The sequence below is a fragment of the Actinoplanes sp. NPDC049118 genome (assembly GCF_040648555.1).
GTDB lineage: Bacteria > Actinomycetota > Actinomycetes > Mycobacteriales > Micromonosporaceae > Actinoplanes.
Window position 1 is genome coordinate 151952 of sequence record NZ_JBEZDY010000017.1, and the last position, 19642, is coordinate 171593.

Annotated in this window: 9 protein-coding genes and 1 pseudogene; 8 read left to right on the forward strand and 2 right to left on the reverse strand. The window is 68.4% G+C overall.

Going from position 1 to position 19642, the window contains the following annotated elements:
• Positions 1 to 151: 151 nt before the first annotated feature.
• From AB0B58_RS26650 to AB0B58_RS26670, 5 genes are all read left to right on the forward strand, one after another.
• A complete protein-coding gene (locus AB0B58_RS26650) occupies positions 152 to 337 on the forward strand; it encodes a hypothetical protein (protein WP_360228942.1) in 186 nt (61 codons plus the stop codon).
• Positions 338 to 520: 183 nt separating this feature from the next.
• A complete protein-coding gene (locus AB0B58_RS26655; RefSeq protein ID WP_360228945.1) occupies positions 521 to 916 on the forward strand; it encodes a hypothetical protein in 396 nt (131 codons plus the stop codon).
• Entirely contained in the window at positions 913 to 1365 is a 453-nt protein-coding gene (locus AB0B58_RS26660; RefSeq protein ID WP_360228948.1) for a hypothetical protein, read from the forward strand. Before AB0B58_RS26655 ends, AB0B58_RS26660 begins: the two co-directional genes overlap by 4 nt.
• A 543-nt stretch (positions 1366 to 1908) precedes the next feature.
• Complete coding sequence (locus AB0B58_RS26665) at positions 1909 to 2256, forward strand: hypothetical protein (protein ID WP_360228951.1); 348 nt, start codon at positions 1909 to 1911, stop codon at positions 2254 to 2256.
• Between the two features lie 340 nt (positions 2257 to 2596).
• Positions 2597 to 2788, forward strand: coding sequence for a hypothetical protein (locus AB0B58_RS26670; protein ID WP_360228954.1), 192 nt, complete (start codon positions 2597 to 2599; stop codon positions 2786 to 2788).
• Here the strand turns inward: AB0B58_RS26670 and AB0B58_RS26675 are convergent.
• Positions 2763 to 3257 carry a hypothetical protein gene (locus AB0B58_RS26675; protein WP_360228957.1) on the reverse strand — a complete coding sequence of 165 codons (495 nt, stop codon included), beginning with the start codon at positions 3255 to 3257 and terminating at the stop codon, positions 2763 to 2765. The two genes, AB0B58_RS26670 and AB0B58_RS26675, sit on opposite strands and share 26 nt — an antisense overlap.
• 210 nt (positions 3258 to 3467) lie before the next feature.
• On the opposite strand from AB0B58_RS26675, the gene mobF reads away from it, so the two are divergent.
• Together mobF and AB0B58_RS26685 are read left to right on the forward strand one after the other, a co-directional pair.
• A complete protein-coding gene (gene mobF, locus AB0B58_RS26680) occupies positions 3468 to 7760 on the forward strand; it encodes a MobF family relaxase (protein WP_360228960.1) in 4293 nt (1430 codons plus the stop codon).
• A gap of 511 nt (positions 7761 to 8271) precedes the next feature.
• A pseudogene (locus tag AB0B58_RS26685) lies at positions 8272 to 10425 on the forward strand (putative Ig domain-containing protein); the annotation flags it as partial.
• On the opposite strand, the gene AB0B58_RS26690 reads toward AB0B58_RS26685, so the two are convergent.
• Complete coding sequence (locus AB0B58_RS26690; RefSeq protein WP_360229022.1) at positions 10326 to 10529, reverse strand: hypothetical protein; 204 nt, start codon at positions 10527 to 10529, stop codon at positions 10326 to 10328. The pseudogene AB0B58_RS26685 and the gene AB0B58_RS26690 overlap by 100 nt on opposite strands.
• Between AB0B58_RS26690 and AB0B58_RS26695 the strand changes: the two genes are divergently transcribed.
• Positions 10519 to 19554: a putative Ig domain-containing protein gene (locus AB0B58_RS26695; protein ID WP_360229010.1), complete on the forward strand. Its 9036-nt coding sequence runs from the start codon at positions 10519 to 10521 to the stop codon at positions 19552 to 19554. The genes AB0B58_RS26690 and AB0B58_RS26695 overlap by 11 nt on opposite strands.
• The last annotated feature ends 88 nt before the right edge of the window (positions 19555 to 19642 follow it).

Sequence of the window (19642 nt, forward strand, 5' to 3'; positions counted from 1 at the left end):
CTTACGCCCACCATGCTGCGCTTCCAAGATGTTTGACTCGAGAGCTGGCTTGCCAGCCCCCGCCGCGCCGGTCCCCTCAGGTCCTGTCAGCGCGGCGGCACCGGTGTGACCCGGCGACGCCGCCCATCCGCAACCTCCGGAAGGCAGCGCCATGAACGACAACACCGACGTCACCACCACCGAGCAGGCCACCACCGGCAGCCCCCGGTCGCTGCGCACCACGGTTCGCCGCTTGGGCCACCCGGTGGTACACCTCGCCGGCCTGCTTGCCGCGCACGTTGTCGCGCTGGCGGTGCTGGAGAAGACGCCGCTGCTTGCCCTGCTCACGCTGCACTGATCAGCCCACCCGTCGGCATGCACTCCTGACTGCCTCGCTCGTCCACACCGCCGCGTCGGCGGCTCTATCGAGCGCAGTCGCCCAGCTCCCGGAGGATCTCGTGAACCCAAAGCCCACCCATGCGCAACCCGTCTGCTGCGTCATCCGCCGCCGGATCTGTCGACACGCCCTCGGCAGGCAGCCATGACGATGCATGTCGTCCAGTTCTCCGGTGGCATCGGAAGCTGGGCGACCGCCATGCGCGTCGCCGAGCAGCACGGGACCGCCGACCTCGTCCTGCTCGCCGCAGACACTCAGACCGAGGATCCCGACCTGTGGCGCTTCGTCGCCGACGCCAGCGCCCGGCTCGGCGTGGAGTCTTCACCCCCGCGGCGCAGCCTGAGTAGTCGAGGCCTGGCGCTCCTGCCCACCGACAACATGTCCGCGGGACCTCGATTCGACCGTGCGGCGATCAGCCGGGCCGTGACCGACCGGGCATACGTCCTTCTCCGGTGGCACCGCGGCGATGGTGGCCGGCGCGGACACGACGCTGCCAGCCGTCGAAGGTCGATCCCTGGTCCTGGCTGCCTCTGGCGGTGACCGGGGTGCGGTCGAACAGCGAGGACACCGGGGTCGCGTCTGCCAGCCCGGAAGCGATGACCGACCCGTCCGGCGGCGGCAAGCCCGGCAACACATCTTGGAAGCGCAGCGGACCGCACACAACCGACGGCTTGGAACGCTGCGCTTCCAAGATCTCTTGGCCGACACCCGGCTTGCCCCTCACCAGCCGGGCCGATCCCACACCGGCGCGTCAGCGCGACAGCCCCGGGCTCCCCGCCGGGCGCCGCCGCACCCCGATCTGTCCGCCAGGAGGCGACGCCATGTACCAGGATCTGCCCTTCGCCGACCGCCATCAGCGTCGCGAGGCCCGCACCGGCCGACACCCCCGCCGCCGCTACGTTCTCGCCGGCGAGAAGGACGTCTTCGACCCGGCCAGTCCTGCCGACTACCGCGAATACCGCACCGTTGTGAACTACGGCCACCGCTGACAGCCAGCCGGGGAGGAGCTGCCCGTCGGCTCTCCTCCCCACAGCCGATCTGCCGGGCGGACGCCGGCAGATCGGCGTCCCGAGCAGCGTGCCGCGCCTGGGCGCTTACCCCGGCCGGGCCTTGACGGCCCGGTAGACCGGAAGCGGCCTTCGGCCGCGCTGCTCAAAGCATTTTTTCGGCCACTGGCTACGCCACGAGTGTAGGTTGCGCCCGCCGTCCACCAAATCCGCTGCGGGCTCCTAAAACATTATGCAAACCCCGCATAATCTTTTACTCGAAACCCCCGCACCGAATTTGGCTCCCGTCGGCCGCAACCAGGCGAGCAAGCTCGCCGCCTGCGGCCGAAAAAGTGCCGAAGTGTCAAAAGCACCGCCGCTAGCTGCACAGACGCTTTTTCGGCACGCCAAAGCAATGCGCGAAAGAATCAGGACAGCCTCAACATTTATCGACTTTCATCGATAAATGGCGTAAGATGGAAATCAGTCAGGGAGGGCAAACCCTGGCGACACCGAAAAGCACAACAACAGAAGAGAGGCCACACCGTGAGCCGTCACGACCTCACACTGCTCGACCCCGGCACCGTCTCCTGTGTCGTCATCGGATGGGACCGCCCGCTCGGTTCGTTCTTCACGCACGTCTACCTCACCGACGATGACGACGAGTTCGACGCCCCCACCTTTGAGATCGGCACCGACTTCCGCGAGGTCACCGACCCGGCCGCCGCTATCGAGCTGGCGAGCATGTACGCGAAGGTTCCGGACGACATGGGCGCGACCCTCACCGCCGACGCCACCCGCGAGGGGAGCTGCGAGACCCCCGCCGTCATGGGCATCCTGCACAGCGCGGCAACACCGGCGCTGAACATCGACGATCTACCCTGCCCGTTCTAGGAACACCGATGGCCGGGGACCACACATGGTCCCCGGCCATCACCGCGTTTACGCAAGCCCGCACACCGGCAGCGGCGCATACTCCGCGTCGACGCGCATCGAGCACGCCGACACGGGCTACCGCGCGACTCGCCCACGGCCGCGCCACGGACGGGCGCAGAGAATTTTGAGGCCGACGGCCCCTCTCGGGGACACCTCCAAGGAGATGTACGGGCAAGTCCGTCGGCCAACACCGACCAAGCACGCCGACGCTTACGCGTCGGCAGAAAGGCCGCCACCAGCCTAACCCGCCCGGCACGCGGCCTCAACACCACAAGCAACGCCGAGACGGAGCCCACCCATGCCCATCATCACCGCCCCGACGGCGACTCTCACCCTCGATGAACTCGCCGCGCTCGCCGCCGAAATCGAACCCCTCGCGTCAACGAACCAACGCCACGGCACCGCAACATCGCAGCGCATCGAAGCGGTCTGCGAGCGGTACGGCCTGATCCTCACCGACACACCTAGCGCGGCGGCTGCATCCCGCTGAACGGCGCATCATCCGCCGGACCGGCAGCCGCACCCGGCACACCCGCTTCGCTCACACCGCCGGTGACCACCGTCGACCCGGCACCGGCCGCGCGTGCGGGCCGTCCGCTTCCGCGCGGACGGCCCCGGCGCCGCACCACCGGGACACCGTCGGTCAACTCCCCCACGCGCGCGTTGACGTCCTCCATCGGCGCCCGCTGGAGTCCCAGCCGCACCCGCGCCGGGGTTTCCTCTGTCAGCACCGCAGCGACGTCCGCCGCCATCAGCGACGCCAGGACCGCCAACGCCACATCCGCGCCGCGTTCCGCCCCTGCCACCATCTCATCCAGGCGCGCCACTTCCGCCGCGCGCCGTTGCTGCGCGCGGCGGACCGCCGCACCCGCGTCCGCCGCCGCTTTCAACGCGGCGCGTTCCGCCGCGTGCCGCCGCTCCAACGCCTCAATAGCACTGTTCGTCGTTTTGCTAGCCATGCCATGACGCTACCTATTTCACACGCTCACCCTCCACACTTGGCAATCGTTGAATGTTAGTTCTAAATTGTCGCTCAATCGTTCAACATTGCTCACACCGGCTCCCATCAGCACAGATATCAGAGAGCTCTCTAACCCCTTCTCGGAAGAAGCACACCCCCTGGCATTCCAATGTCGAAAAGGGCCCGGCGAGTGCCTACGGTTGGCGGCATGCTCACGGTCACCCGCATTGCGCCCGGGGCCGGGATCACCTATCTGACCCGGCAGGTCGCCACCGGCCGGCACGACTTCCGACCTGCCGCACCCAACGCCGCCGTCGCCTACCACGCCGACCCCGCCGCACATGGCGAGGCGCCCGGCTGGTGGGCGGGCGACAGCCGGGCGTTGTTCGGCGTCGACGGGCAGGTCACCGAGAAGCAGATGCAGAACCTGATCGGCGAAGGCAGCCATCCCGATTCCGGTGAGCGGCTCGGCCGGATGTGGCGCAAATTCGAGGCGACGGACGACGACGCCCGGCAAGCCGCCGTGGAGAAGGCGTGGGCGGCGTTGCCCCCTGATGCCACGTACGAGCAGATCGCGCAGGTGTGGCTGCGGATCTGGACCGCCCCCGAACGGCACCCTGTCGCCGGTTTCGACGTGACCGTATCGCCCGTGAAAAGCGTCAGCCTGTTGTGGGCGTTCGGCGACAACCGCGTCAAACAGCAGGTGATGGCCGCGCATCACGACGGTGTCCGCGCCGCCCTCACCCACCTACGCGCGCACGGGGCGTTCACCCGGCTCGGCACCAACGGCATCGTGCAGGTCGACACCGACGGGCTCGCCGCGATGGTCTTCGACCACCGCATGAGCCGGGAGAAGGACCCGCAGCTGCACTCGCACATCATCGTCAGCTCCAAGGTCCGCATCACCCGCGACGGCCGCGAAACCTGGCTCGCCCTCGACTCCAAGGCGTTCTACCAGGCCACCATCGCCGCCCGGGTCTCCTACGAACGCGCCGTCGAACACCAACTCGGCCGCCGCCTCGGCGTCCGGTTCGCCGCCCGCCAGGGCTCCCCCATCCGCGAGATCGTCGGCTTCCAACCTGCCGCGCTCGCCCACTACGCCAAGCGGCGCACGGCGATCGAAACCGAGATGGACACCCGCACCAGCGACCCCGCCGCCGGCCGAGAATGGATCCCGACCGGCAGGTGGCGGCGCTCCGCGCAGGACGCCACCCTGCGCACCCGACAGCCCAAAGACGGCCCGGAATCCACGGCCGAAGCCGTCACACGCTGGCACCGCGAGGACCGGCAAACCGGGCTCGACACCTCCGCAGAAGTCTGCCGCATCGTCGCCCGGCGGGTGCCGGATCACATCGACCAGCAGGCCCAGCAGATCATCCGCCGCGCCCAGCAGCGGCGCGCCGGCCGCCTCGTCCGCCTCGAGGACCTGGACATGGCCGCTGCCGAAGCCGGGTTCGACACCGACGAGCAGCGGTATCCGGTGGTGACCGCCGCGATCCGGCGCCTACCACACCTGGCCGTGGAACGCGCCGTCGACGAGGTCAGCGCGGACCGGGCGGTGTTCACCGTCGACCACCTTGAACTGGCCATCGGCCGGCACCTTCACGTCGACCCGGGCACCGACCGCAGCAGCGACTGGCGGCGCGTGCAACGCCTCGCCGCCCAAGCAGTGCGCACCCACGCCGGCGGGCTACGGGTCTTGACTCCGCCCGCGCTGGTGGACTGGGGCGAAACCCTCGTCCGCGAGACCGACCGGCAGAGCATCTACAGCCGGCACCGCGACCTGAAGCTGTCCACCGAGCCGGTCCTGGCCGCCGAGAAAGAACTCATCGCCTACGCCACCCGCCGCGGCGCCACCGCCGCCGCCGCGGCGCTGCTCGACAGGGTCGCCGCCCAGCTTGACCTCAGCGCCGAGAAGCGCACTGCGCTGCACTTCGCCGTCGGCGATGACCGCCGCGTCACCGGCATCGTCGGCCCAGCCGGTACCGGTAAGACGTTCTTGCAGCGCGCCGTCGGCGTCGCCGCCCGCCACGCCGGCGTGCCCGTTCTGGGGTTGACGGTCGGGCAGAACGCGGCGTTCGTGCTCGCCGACGCCACCCGCGACGGCGACCATCCCGGCATCCGCACCGAGAACATCGCCATGTGGCTCCGCGCCCAAGACACCGCGCCAGACGGCACCACCGGCAACGACTGGGCATTCCGGCCCGGGCAGTGGGTCATCGTCGACGAAGCGTCGCAGGCATCCACGCATGACCTCGTGCGCCTCACCCAACTCCTCGAACCCGTCGGCGGGAAACTCATCCTGGTCGGAGACCCCGAGCAGATCTCCGCCATCGGCCCCGGCGGCATGTTCCGCTACCTCGCCTCCCTCGGCACTACCACCGAACTGCGCGAGGTACGCCGGTTCACCGACTCGTGGGAGGGCCCGGCGTCGCTGCGGCTACGCGAGGGCGACACCACCGTGCTGGCCGAGTACGACCGCCGCGGCCGCATCCTCGCCGGGCACCGCGCCGAGCTCATCGCCCACGTCCTCGACGGATGGGCCGCCGACATCCTCCAAGACCGCAGCAGCCTCATCCTCGTAGAAACCGAAGCCGAAGCCGCCGACATCGCCCGCCAAGCCCGGCGCCTGCTCATCCGCGCCGGCCTCGTGCAGCCCGGCCGCACTATCGAGCTGCGGGACGGTACTCGCGCTGGTGTCGGGGACCTGGTCGTCACCCGGCGCAACAACCGCACCCTGACCGCAGGCGAAGCGTTCGTCGCCAACCGCGCCCAATGGCTCGTTATCGACCTCGGGCCAGACGGTGAACTGCTGGTCGAGAACACCAACACCGGGCACCACACTGCCCTGCCAGCCGCGTACGTCGCCGAGCACGTCCAGCTCGCCTACGCCGCGACCGTCGACTCCGCGCAAGGCCGCACCGTCGACGTCGCCCGGGCCATCGTCGACCAGGCCACCACCCGGGCCCGGCTCTACGTCATGGCCACCCGCGGCCGGCTGCTCAACCAGCTCGCCGTCGTCACCGCCGACGAACCCCCCGAGGCTCACCCACCCGCGCCGGAGACGGCGGGGATCACGGTGCTCGCCAGCATCCTGCGCGGCGACAGCACCGACCGCTCCGCCACCGAAACCGAACAAACCCTGTGGGCGGACGTCGACACGTTGCGGCACTGGGGGCCGATCTACGACGACCTCACCGCCCGCGCCACCACCCACCAGTACGTCGCCGTCATCCGATCAGTCGCCGGTCGTGCAGCTGCCGGCAACCTCGCCGCCGACCCTGCAATGCCCGCACTCGCTGCTCGCTTGCAAGCTCTGGCCGCCGCTGGATACAACCCTCACCAGGTCCTGGCCGCTGTCGCCTCCGCCCGCGAGCTTACTAGCGCCCATGACACCGCCGCCGTGCTCGCCTGGCGCATCGACCAGGCATACCGCGACCTGACTCCTGACCCGACCATCGCGCTCAGCCCTGCCCAGGCAGGCACCTACACCCAGCGCACGCCTGACGCCGACGGCGACATCGGCGACGCCCTGCGGCAAGTCGCCGCGATCTGCGACGCCCGCATCGACGCCCTCGCCCACAACGCCTCCACGGAACAACCGGCCTGGACCACCGCGCTCGGGCCGGTCCCGGACGACGAGCCTGGCCGCCAGCAGTGGATCGGTCGCGCCGCCGTCATCGGCGCATACCGCGACCGCTACACCATCACCGGCGACGATCCCATCGGGCCTGCGCCGTCGGCACGCGACATCGGCCGATGGGGCGCATGGCAACGCGCGCAAACCGTCCTCGGCATCGCCACCCTCGCCGGACAGATTCAGGCCGCCACCGACGCCCAGATCCGTGCGCTGATCACCGCGCAACGCGAGGCAGACCTGCAGGCACCCGACTACGTCGCCGGACGCCTACGCGTCGCCCACACCCAGCTCGTCGCCGCCGAACACCACCTCCGCGACACCCGCCTCGACCTCGCCACCGGCCGCACCACCGCCATCACCGCCGCGCGGAACGCGGACGCTGCCACGCCACGGTGGTGGCACGCCGGCCCTCTCCGCGCCCAAGCCGCCCAGCGGCACCAGACCGCTCAAGCCGACGCGCTACGTGCCACCTCGAGAGTCGACGAGCTGCAAGACCGGCTCAGCGACGCCCGCGCCCGGGTGAGCGCGGCCCGCCAGAACGTGCACGTCCTCGAGGAGGGGCAAGCCGTATGGGCCGGCTGGTACACCGACGCCCTGCCCACCCGCTACGCCGGACTCGCCGCCGCTGCTGAAACGGCTCGACGCGCGCAGCAGCTCAGTAGGGCTGCCGATCACGTCGCCGAGACCGTTCGCCAGACCACAGCCCGGGTGCGTGCCGTGGACGCCACACGACCACAGCCTCACACCCATCCGATGGCAGATCGGCTCGCCGGACACGCCACCGCAGCGCAGGGCCGTGTGTTGGATGATCCCGAGCTCGACGACCCGGGATTGGACGTGCCGGAGGTCGACCATGGCTGACACGCGAAGCGTCGTTCGGCAGCGATCAGCGCGCAACGACTCTGGTCGAGATGAGGAGAATCCGGTGAGACGAGGCTAACGCACCTCAAGTGGATCTAGGAGGTTCGAGTGCCCGTGTTACCGGGTTGAACCAGTGTTTCCCTTTGGGGCGCGGTGCTATGCGCCGGTCGGCCGATAGGCGGCTTCTTCGTAGCCTCGACGCTATGTCTCGACCTCCTTTCGGACAGCCGGGCGGCCGTTCGTGGGATCAGCAGATTCACAGCAAATCCGTACTTTTCTCGTCATGTCTTTTGGTGGGGTGTGGGCCGCGTCGAGCGCGCCGCGTTCGGTTGCTGGGTCGTTCGTCTCGGGTCGCGCTGCCCGTCCGCGACAGTTGGCGATCTTGGCTGTGCTGTGTGTCGTGACGGTGCTGGTCAGCTTCGCGACGATGGTCCCGGCATGGGCCGCGGCGCTGAGCGTGACGACCCCGGCCGCACAGGCCAGCCCCACCGGGATCGCCCTGTCGCTGCCGATGACGGCTACCGGCGGGACCGCCCCATATACGTGGTCGGCCACCGGCTTGCCGACCGGCCTGGGCATCAACCCCAGCACCGGCGCGATCTCCGGCACCCCGTCCGTGGTCGGCAACTCCGCCGTCGTGGTGACCGCCAAGGACGCCACGAACGCGACCGCGACGGCGTCCTTCGCCTGGAACACCGCCGTCGTGGTGGTGACGAGCCCGGGTAACCAGACGGGTCCGACCGGGGTCGCGTACTCGCGGACGATCTCCGCACAGGGCGGCACCACCCCGTACACGTGGACGGCCACCGCGCTACCCCCGGGCATCACGATCGACTCGGCGACCGGCATCCTCTCCGGCACCCCCACCGCCGCGGGTAGCTACGCGACCAAGGTGACCGCGACCGACACCGCCGGCTTCGCCGGCACCGCGTCGTTCACTTTCGTGACCGGCGTGATCGTCACCCACCCCGGCTCCCGCGGCAACGCCACCGGGACCGCCATCGCCGACCTCACGATCAAGGCGAACGGCGGCACCACCGTCTACACCTGGACCGCCACCGGTCTGCCCACCGGACTGACGATCGACCCCGCCACCGGTGTCATCTCCGGCACCCCGACCACCGATGGCACCTACGCGGTCACCGCCCGCGCCACCGACACCGCGTCCGCGACCGGCGCCACCGGTTTCACCTGGAACATCGGCCCCGCCCCACAGCCGGCCGATCCCGGCCCCAGGACGGGCACGATCGGGGTGGCGATGTCGCTGCCCATGACCGCCACCGGCGGTAAAGCCCCCTACACCTGGGCGGCCTCCGCCCTGCCCTCCGGGCTGTCGATCAACACCTCCACCGGCATCATCTCCGGCACCCCGACCACCTCGACCGCCCCCACGGTCAAGGTGACCGTCACCGACAGCCTCAAGATCGCCAGCACGGTGTCGTTCCCGATCGCCGTCGCACAGCCCGTCGCCGTGACCGACCCCGGCACCCAGAACGACGGCATCGGATCCGCCGCGTCCGCCACCGTCACCGCCACCGGCGGTAAATCCCCCTACACCTGGACCGCCACCGGCCTACCCGCGGGCCTGACCATCAATGCATCGACCGGTGTGGTCACCGGCGTCCCCACCGCGACCGGCACGAACACGGTCACGGTGACCGCCACCGACACCGCCGGACGCGCCGGCACCCGGACCTTCACCTGGAACATCGGCAGCGTCACGGTGACGAACCCGGGTAACCAGGCGGGCCCGACCGGGGTCGCCTACTACAAGACGATCTCCGCGCAGGGTGGCACCGCCCCGTACGCGTGGACCGCCACCGGCCTGCCCCCGGGCATTGCGATCAATGCGTCCACCGGCGTCCTGTCCGGCACCCCGACCACCGCCGGTAGCCACGCGACCAGGGTGACCGCCGCCGACACCGCCGGCGTCGCCGCCACCGCGTCCTTCACCTTCACCACCGGCGTGATCGCCACCCACCCCGGCACCCGGGGCAACGCCCCCGGGACCGCCATCGCCGACCTGGCCATCAAGGCGGCCGGTGGCACCACCCCGTACACCTGGACCGCCACCGGTCTGCCCGCCGGCCTGTCGATCGACCCCGCGACCGGTGTCATCTCCGGCACCCCGGCCACCGACGGCACCTACACCGTCACCGCCAAAGCGACCGACACCGCGGGCACCTCCGGCGCCACCGGCTTCACCTGGAACATCGGCCCCGCACCGCAGCCGGCCGACCCCGGCCCCCGCGCCGCCACCATCGACGTGGCCACGACGCTGACCATGACCGCCACCGGCGGCAGTGCTCCCTACGCCTGGACGGCCACCGGCCTCCCCGCCGGCGTGACCATCAACAACACCACCGGTGTCATCTCCGGCACCCCCACCACCGCCACCGCCGCATCGGTCAAGGTGACCGTCACCGACAACCTCAAGATCGCCGGCACGGTGACGTTCCCGCTCACCGTCGCCACCCCCGTCGCCGTGACCAGCCCCGGCACCCACCACGACCCCGCCGGCAGCCCCGTGTCCGTCAGCGTCACCGCCACCGGCGGCACCGCCCCCTACACCTGGACCGCCACCGGCCTACCCGCCGGCCTATCGATCGACGCGGCGACCGGCGTGATCTCCGGTCCCCCCGCCACCACCGGCACCAACACGATCATCGTGACCGCCACCGACAGCGGCCAGCGCACCGACGCCGCCACCTTCACCTGGGAGATCGGCCCGGCGCTGACCGTGAACACCCCGGACACGGTGGACGCCACCGCCGGAGTCGACATCGAGGTCACCGCGACCGGCTCCGGTGGCACCGCCCCGTACACGTGGACCGCCAGCGGCCTGCCTGCCGGCGTAACCATCGACAGGACCACCGGCACGATCACCGGCGCCACCACCACGACCGGCGAGGCCAGCGTCACAGTCACCATGACCGACGCTGACGGGCACACCGCCTCTAAGCCCGTCGCATGGCGCGTCGCGACCGCTCTGGCCCTCATCGACCCTGGATTTCAGACCGGCACGACCGGCACGGCAGTAGCGTTGACGGTCACGGCCGGAGGCGGTACCGCCCCCTACGCCTGGACCGCGACCGGCCTGCCCGCCGGACTCAGCATGGACCCCGCCACGGGCATCATCTCCGGCGTTCCCACGTCCGCGACCTCGACCACGGTGACCATCACCGCCACCGACGCGGGCGGCCGCACCGACAAGGTCTTCATCTCCTGGAACGTCGCATATCCCCTGACCGCGACGAACCCTGAGTGGCTGGACGGCACCGTCGGGGTCGGCTTCTCTCTGGCACTCCCGGCCCACGGCGGCACCGCACCGTACACATGGTCAGCGACGGGCTTACCTGCCGGCTTGACCATCGACGCCGGTACCGGCGCGATCACCGGCACCTTCACCACGGTCGAGACGGCCTCCACGACGGTGACCGTATCCGACACCGCCGGCCGTAGCGCCGACGTGTCGTTCACCTGGACTGTCGTCGTGGCGACGACCGGTGTGGTCGTCACCAAACCCGACACCAAATACAGCGTGCCCCACCAGGAGATCTACGAGCCGCTCGTCGCACACGGCGGAACCGCGCCGTATACGTGGACGGCCACCGGCCTGCCCGACGGTCTGTCCATCAATGCGGCCACCGGCGAGATCACCGGTCAGATCTCCGAGAATGAACAAAAGACGAGGGTGAAGGTCAAGGCCAAGGACGCAACCGGCACGGTCGGCCGAACCTCCTTCAAATGGAAGGTCGCTTACCCGGTCGTCATCGCCGTCCCGGGCGCACAGAGCAGCGTTCAGGGCACCGACGTGTCGCTCGCGGCCACTGTCACCGGCGGAACCGGCCCCTACACCTGGTCGGCCACTGGTCTGCCGCCCGGCCTGAAGATCAACACTGCCACCGGCAAGATCAAGGGCCGGCCCACCACCGTCGGCAAGGCGTCCGTGCGTGTGACCGTCCAGGATGTCAGCAACGAGAGCCCCGGCCGGGCCTCGATCGACTTTGAATGGGAGATCACCTCTGCCACCGGTGAAAACGCCGTCACGGTCTCATCGTTCTACGGCGGATGGCGATCGCACCGGCTCATCGCCGACTCGCTGCAGCTGGAAGCCAGCGGAGGTACCAAACCCTACGTCTGGACGGCAACCGGCCTGCCGGAGGGCTTCATCATCGATCCCGGCACCGGTGCCATCACCGGCAGAGCGACCACACTGGGTACCACGACGACCACGGTGATCGCTACTGACGCCGAGGGACGCAGCGGAAGCTTCACCTTCGGCTGGGACGTGGACGAGCACGACGTACCGGCCAAGGTGGAAATCGACTCTCCCACGCACCCGATCGCGGTGCAGCAGTACGCCGGCACCACCTTCACCGCGACGTGGCGGAAGGACTCTGACGTCGACGGCTACAGCCTCGTCGTGGATCAGTCACCCACCACGGTGCCCGACACCACTATCGACACCACGGACGCGGAGTACACCACCGTCGCGGGCGACGGCACCTGGTACGTGCACATCCGTGCATACAACCCCTATGGCTGGGGCGAGACCGGCCACTTCTCCTTCACGGTCGACGCCACCCTGCCGGAACATGCCCCCAGCGGTGTGACCGCCGTGGCCGTCGGCGCCCAAACGGTCGACCTCAGCTGGTCTGAGGTTGACCGCGCCACCGACTATGCCGTCTACCGCGACGGCGACCTCATCGCCAAGACCACTTCGACGGCCTTCACCGACCGGCAGCTCGACGGAGCTACGACGTACCGCTACGACGTCACGGCGCTCGGCGCCCGCGGGGGAGAGTCGGAGCACAGCGCCACCGCGACGGTCACGACGGTCGACGCGCCGGCAACTGTCATCGACTACGCCCGTTGCACGGCCGTCGGTGCCGGCTGTACGTATACCGTCAGCACCCCCGCCGACAGCGCATACCCCGACCCCAACGGCACCGCTCTGACCGACGGTTTCCGTGGGCAGCTCGCCTCAGACCAGGCCTGGCAGGGCCGTCGCGGCGCCGGCACGTACTCGTTCACCATCGACCTCGGGACTACACGCACCATCACCGAGATCAACACCGGCTGGCTACAGGCCAAAGACGACGACGTCGCGCTGCCCGCCACCGTCACCTACGCGGCGTCCACTGACGGCGAGATCTACGAGACCGTCGCCACCATCGCCCGGCCCGCCGCGTCCGACGCCGACCAGCGCAAGATCTACCGGGCCATCGGTCTGAACAGCACCGGCCGCTATTTCAAGATCGAAGTCGATGGTAGTGGTGCCTGGACCCTCGTCGACGAAGTCGAGATCCGTGGTGGCGCACCCGACGGCCGGCTGACCCTGGCGGATCCGGGCATTCTGGCGAGCACGCTCGACATCGATGTGGTGCGTCCCATGATCGCCGGCGGCGGAACGGCGCCGTACCTGTGGACGGCCACTGACCTGCCGACAGGTCTGAGCATCGACGCGGCGACCGGCGTGATCAGCGGCAAGCCGACCGTGCTCGGTTCCTACGTGCCTGCAGTGACCGTCACCGACGCGACCGGCGTTCAGGCCCGCACCGTGCCGTTCCTCTGGGAAACCGCCATGCCATTGAGCGTGGACGAACAGGCGGACGTGCAAAGCAGTCCGGTCCGGCAGAAATTGTTGAAGCCGATGACCGACGTCGTCTCCCCTTACCACGGCGGCGGTGTACGCACCTGGTCCGCTTCCGGACTGCCGGCAGGTCTGCGCATCAACCCCGCGACCGGCGTCGTCACAGGCACGCCGACCACGCTGGGCGACTCCTCGGTGCGCGTCACCGTGACCGACACTGCCGGAGGCTCGGCAACCAGCACGTTCATGTGGAGGGTCATCGACCCGGTCCGGTTCACCGTCGCCGACCAGACCAGCCTGTTCGGTGAGCCGGTCTCGCTACAGCTCATCGCGACCGGCGGTAAGGGCCGAATAAATTGGGAAATTCTTGACTACGTCTCCTACGCGAGCGGGCTTCCCGAAGGGCTGACCCTCAACACTGCGACGGGTCTGATCACTGGCGTACCGAGGATCAAGGGCCGCATCGACAACGTGCTCCTCGAGGCATACGACAGCACAAACCGCTGGGGGGAGGGCCGGAGCGCCCGAGCATCGTTCTCCTGGACCGTGAAGGACCCGGTAGTGGTCACCGTGGCTCCGGAGGAGTACCTGAGCCACCTCGAAGGCGAGCGGGTGAGCGTACAACCCACGGTCACTGCTGGTAAGGCGCCCTATTCCTGGTCGGCCACCGGCCTGCCGGAGGGCCTGTCCATCGACGCCAAGACCGGCCTGATCTCCGGGACTCTGGCCAACGTAGATCCCGATGAGTACAGCTACGGGTTCAGGAACGAGACCACCGTAACGGCCGTCGACGCCTCAGGCCTAAAGGGGCAACAGTCGTTCCCCTGGCACGTTGACTCGATGCTCGCTCCCATTGGGGCGCGCGACCCCGCCGACGAAGTCGCGGTGAACATCAACGGCAGTTACGACGACTCCTACCGCGTGCGCATCACCGACCTGACCGCCGATAGGACCGTGGGTTCCTGCGCGATGGGCGCAGAGGTCTACGTGTGCGCCAAGCACCTGTCGTACAAGGCGATCTTGTGGCATGAGATCCGAGCCGAGCTTTACCGCGTCGACACCGGCGACGTAAAAGACTCCGTCGATTGGGCGGTGAGATTCCCGTCGAACACGTCCGGCAAACCCTTCATCACAAGTGCAGAGGTCGAGTACCTGACCACCGGTGCCGTCGACGAGGTCATCCTCTACGTCGGTCTGAGCCACTACATCAACGCTTCGCGCTTTTACCTTGACATCGTCGACGTCACCGCCGGCGAGACGATCGAGTCCTGCGGCAACGGCATCACCTGCACCGTCACGGTGCACAGTGATCGGGCTGGGCACTTCATCCAAGCGGTGCTCACCGATCGCCTCACCGCTCCGGTCAGCACGAAGGCGTTCTGGGACGGCAACCCGGCCGACTTCTCCGCCATGACCCTGACGCTGGAGCGAGCCGGCAATGGCTTCCGCGCCGAAACCAACCGCCGCACGGGTGACACGTGGGACAACGAAATCTGGCTGAATGACACCCGGCACGAAGGTGGGGAAGAGCTCTTTGGGCAATACAAGTCCTGCGACACCACTGGGTGCTCATGGTGGTGGGATTTTGGTGGTATAGAGCCGTATCATACCTATTTCGCCAGCAGTTTCGGCGTTCGGTCCAACGGCGTGCTCTACACGCCCTTTGCTCCGCCGGCGCCGCCGCTGGAGGAGACCCAGGGTGGGCAGAACCCGTCCCAGCCGGGTACCCAGACGTGCAGCTGCGACCCGGTCAACACCCTTACCGGCGAGTTCTTCGACACGATCACGGATCTCGCCCTGCCCGGCAGTGGCCCGGCGCTCGAGGTGACCCGCACCTACTCCAGCTCGGCCAACCGCACCGACGGCCCGCTCGGCGTCGGCTGGTCGACGAACTACGGTGCCGCACTGGAATTCTCCGACGACCCTACGACGTCGCGGACCATCAAGCTCAAGCAGGAGAACGGCTCCACCGTCTCCTTCTTCAAGGACGAGGACGGCGAATTCCAAGCGAGCCCCAACGTCTTCGCCACCCTCAAACGCGCCGACGACGGCGGAATGATCTTCACTCGTCGTGAGGCGGAGATCATGGCCTTCAGCCCTGCCGGCCGGCTGACCGGCCAGCGGGACAAGCACGGCAATACCATCGACTACCACTACGACAGCAAAGGTCGACTGACGACGGTCACCGGCACCGGGGGACGGAAACTCACCTTCACCTGGACCGGATCCCTCCTCACCGCGCTCAGTGACTCCGCGGGCCGCACGGTGCGTTACGGCTACGACCAGGCCGGCCGACTGAACGCGGTCATGGGGGTCGACGGTGCCGTGACCCGCTACGGCTACGACAGCGCCTCACGGATGGTGCTGGTCGTAAAGCCGAGCGGCGCGTCATTGCGCAACACCTATGACTCCGCGGGACGGGTGGTGCGCCAGATCGATCAGCTGGGCCAGACCACGCTGATGGCCTACAGCAACGCAACGGCCGGCACCTCCGGATACCGTACGACCACGGTGACCAATCCGGACGGCACCGTAACCGTGAGCCAGTACAAGGACGGCTACCTCACCTGGAAGACGGCGGCATCGGGCAGCGCCGTGGCGCAGACATGGTCGTACCGTGTCGATCCGGCGGGTAACACGACCGCCGTCACCGACCCGCTCGGCAAGACCGTCACCTCCACCTTCGACAAGAAGGGCAACCGGATCCGGCAGGTCGACGCCCTGAACCGGACGACCTCGTGGACCTACAACTACTCCAACCAGGTCACGTCCGTGACCGACCCGCTCGGCCGCACCACCACCAACACCTACAACTCCTTCGGTGACCTGCTGACCACCACCAGCCCCGACCAGCGGCAACAACGCTTCACCTACAACGACGACGGCACCGTCGCCACCGAGACCTCCCCTGGCGACAAGGTGACGAGCTACACCTACAACGCGGCGGGGCTGCCCACGTCCACTACCGCGCCCGACGACACGGTCACCCGTGTCGCCTATGACAGGGCCGGCATGCCGGTCACCGCCATCGACGCCACCGGGCGCAAGACCACCAGCACCTTCGACGAGGTCGGCAGGGTGTTGACGGTCACCGCTCCTGGGGAACGGACCACCCGCTACACGTACGACGCCGACGGTAACCCGGTGACCGTCACCGGCCCTGACGGGAAGATCGCCAAGACGACGTATGACAAGCTCGGCCGCGTCACCGCGGTCACCGACCCCACCAAGGCGACCACGCGCACCGCCTACACCGCCGGCGGTCAGGTGGAGAGCGTCACGGACCCGAACGGGAAGAAGACCCGATTCGCGTACAACGCGCACGGCCTGCGCGCCAGCGCCACCGATCCCAACGGCAACACCACCACGTACACCTATGACGCCGACGGACGGCTGCTGACCACCAAGCTGCCCTCCGGCGCCACCGCCAGCAGCACCTACGACGCCGCCGGGCAGGTTACGAGTACCACCGACGCCAACGGCGCCAAGACCACCTACACCTACGACAACGCCGGGCAACTCACCGAGACCAAGGACCCCCTGAACAGGGTCACCAAACAGAGCTACACCCCCGATTCACTACCCGACACCATCACCGCCGCCGATGACAGCACCACGAAACACCAGTACAACGCCGACGGCCTGCTGGTGAAGCTGACCGACCCCGACGGCGACAACACGACCTACGCCTACAACAAGGTCGGGCTGCGCACCACGCGCATCCAGCCCGGCGGCCTCGTCACCCGCTACACCTACGACGACGCGGGCCGCCCGAGCACCGTCACCCGCCCGGACGGCAACACCATCGGCGTCAGCTACAACGCCGCCGGCGACCTGGGCGGCATCGACCACAGCGACGCGGACACCACCGACGTGGCCTACGAGTACGACGACGCCGGTCGCCGCACCAAGATGACCGACAACACCGGAGCCACCGCCTACACCTACGACGACGCCGGACGCCTGACGACCAGCACCCGTGGCGGCGGTGACACCGTCGCCTACGGCTACGACCCGACCGGACGACTCGCCTCGCTCACCTACCCGGGCGGCGACAAGGTCACCTACGGCTACGACGACGCCGGACAGATGACCTCCGCCACCGACTGGGAAGGCCGCACCACCACCTTCGGCTGGAACGCCAACGGACAGATGTCCTCGCAGCGCACCCCGAACGGCGTCACCAGCACCTACGCGTACGACAAGGCAGGCCGCCCGCTGTCGATCGCGCACGCCAACGCCACCACCACCCTCGACACGTTCACCTACACCTACGACAGCGCCGGGCAGATGGCCACCGACGCGCAGCGCGCCTACGCCTTCAACACCGTCGGCCAGCTCAAGACCGTCACCGGCTCGCCCGCGGCAGGCACCTACGCCACCACCCCCGGCGGCAACCTGACCGGCCTGGCCGACGGCACCACCCTCACCTACACCGGACAGCAGCTCACCGCCGCGACCCGCGCCGGTGCCACCACGGCCACCTACCAGTACGACGACAACGGCAGCCGGACATCGGCCACGGCAACCGCCACGGCGAAGACGACCCGCTACCGCCACAACGACATGGGCATGCTCACCGGCGTCACCGGCGCCGACGGCATCAGCACCGACTACACCGTCGACGGCGCCGGGCTACGCCGCTCGCGCACCCGAGACGGCGCGACCACTGAATTCACCTGGGCCACCGTCGGCACCATGCCGGTCATCCTCGATGACGGCACCCACCGTTACCTGTACGGCCCCGACCTGACCCCCTACGCCCAGATCGACAACACCGGCACCGCCGAGTACCTGCACACCGACAACGTCGGCTCCGTCCGGCTCATCACGAACAACACCGCATCCGCGACCGGCCGGAACACCTACGACCCGTACGGCAAACGCATCGTCCACGGCGGCAGCAGCGACAGCGCCATGGGCTACACCGGCGCCTGGACCGACCCGGACACCGGGCTCGTACACCTGCGAGCCCGTGACTACGACCCCACCACCGGCCAATTCCTCTCCGTCGACCCCATCGTCGACACCACCCACCAGCCCTACGCCTACGCCGAGAACAACCCGCTGCAGAACACCGACCCCACCGGGCTCTGTGCTGTCTGCGACATGTGGGACGGTGTGGTCGATGTAGTCCGCGGCGCGACCAAGAACCTTAAGAAGAACGTCAGTGCCCTCGAGTGGGGCATCTCCGACGCCCTGTTCTTCGGGCTTCCCTCGAAGCTCATGGAATTCGCCGTCCCGGGATCAACCTGCGAAATCAAGAACAACCCCTGGTACACGGGCGGGAACATCACCGGCACGGTCGCCTCGCTCGTCACACCCGGCGGCGCGGTCAAGGCGGCAGGCGGAGCCTTGAAGGGCCTCCGCTCACTTATGGGTGCCGGCAAGGGTTTCAAAGCCGCGGAAACGGGCGCGGCCATGCGGAACGGCATCAAGGTAGCGGGCGGAGCGTACTGCAGCTTCGAGGGCGACACCCGTGTTCTCATGGCCGACGGCAGCCGAAGGCCGATCGCGGAGGTCCGCGTCGGTGACAAGGTGATCGCCACCGACCCTGAGACCGGGGAGTCTGCCGCCAAGGCCGTCACAGCCCTCTGGATACACGAAGACACAGTCGTCGACCTCGCCATAGACGGCGACCGGGTGACGGCGACCGAGGATCACCCGTTCTGGAACGCCACCGACGAGGAGTGGCAGCGCGTCGACCAGCTCGACAGCGGAGATCGAGTCCGCACCGCTGACGGTCGCACCATCCCTGTCGACGGAACCCGCCTGGCAACCCGGCGCACCGCGATGGCCTACAACCTCACCGTCGCCGACATCCACACGTACTATGTGCTAGCCGGCAACACGTCGGTGCTGGTCCATAACACCCTTGGGTGTGGTATTGGCCATGGCCCGGCACCGAAAAATGCTTGGGATACTCTGGATTACGTTGACCAGAATGGGGTGGGTCCGGCTGGCTACGGTCTTCCGAAGTGGCAGGGAAAGAACCGCCCCTTCTCGAACGATGGACGCGACGGCACAACCATTCTGCCACGAACCGATGCAACTGGAAACGCCATAACGTACACTGAGTATGATGTGAATCCCTTCGTAAAGAATCAGAATAGAGGTGGCGAGCGCCTGGTCGCCGGTTCGGATGGATCGGCATACCACACCCGCGACCACTATTTCAACTGGTTGCAGATGAGATGATGTCAAGAGTGACAGAACCATGGTGGTCTTCAGATGGCCCATGGCTGCACAAGCTTGCGGCCGCCACGAACGTGGACGACCTGGTCAA

Coding starts and splice junctions, on each gene's coding strand:
- AB0B58_RS26650 (WP_360228942.1), top strand. CDS start 152: ATGAACGACAACACCGACGTCACCACCACCGAGCAGGCCACCACCGGC.
- AB0B58_RS26655 (WP_360228945.1), top strand. CDS start 521: ATGACGATGCATGTCGTCCAGTTCTCCGGTGGCATCGGAAGCTGGGCG.
- AB0B58_RS26670 (WP_360228954.1), top strand. CDS start 2,597: ATGCCCATCATCACCGCCCCGACGGCGACTCTCACCCTCGATGAACTC.
- AB0B58_RS26675 (WP_360228957.1), bottom strand. CDS start 3,257: ATGGCTAGCAAAACGACGAACAGTGCTATTGAGGCGTTGGAGCGGCGG.
- mobF (WP_360228960.1), top strand. CDS start 3,468: ATGCTCACGGTCACCCGCATTGCGCCCGGGGCCGGGATCACCTATCTG.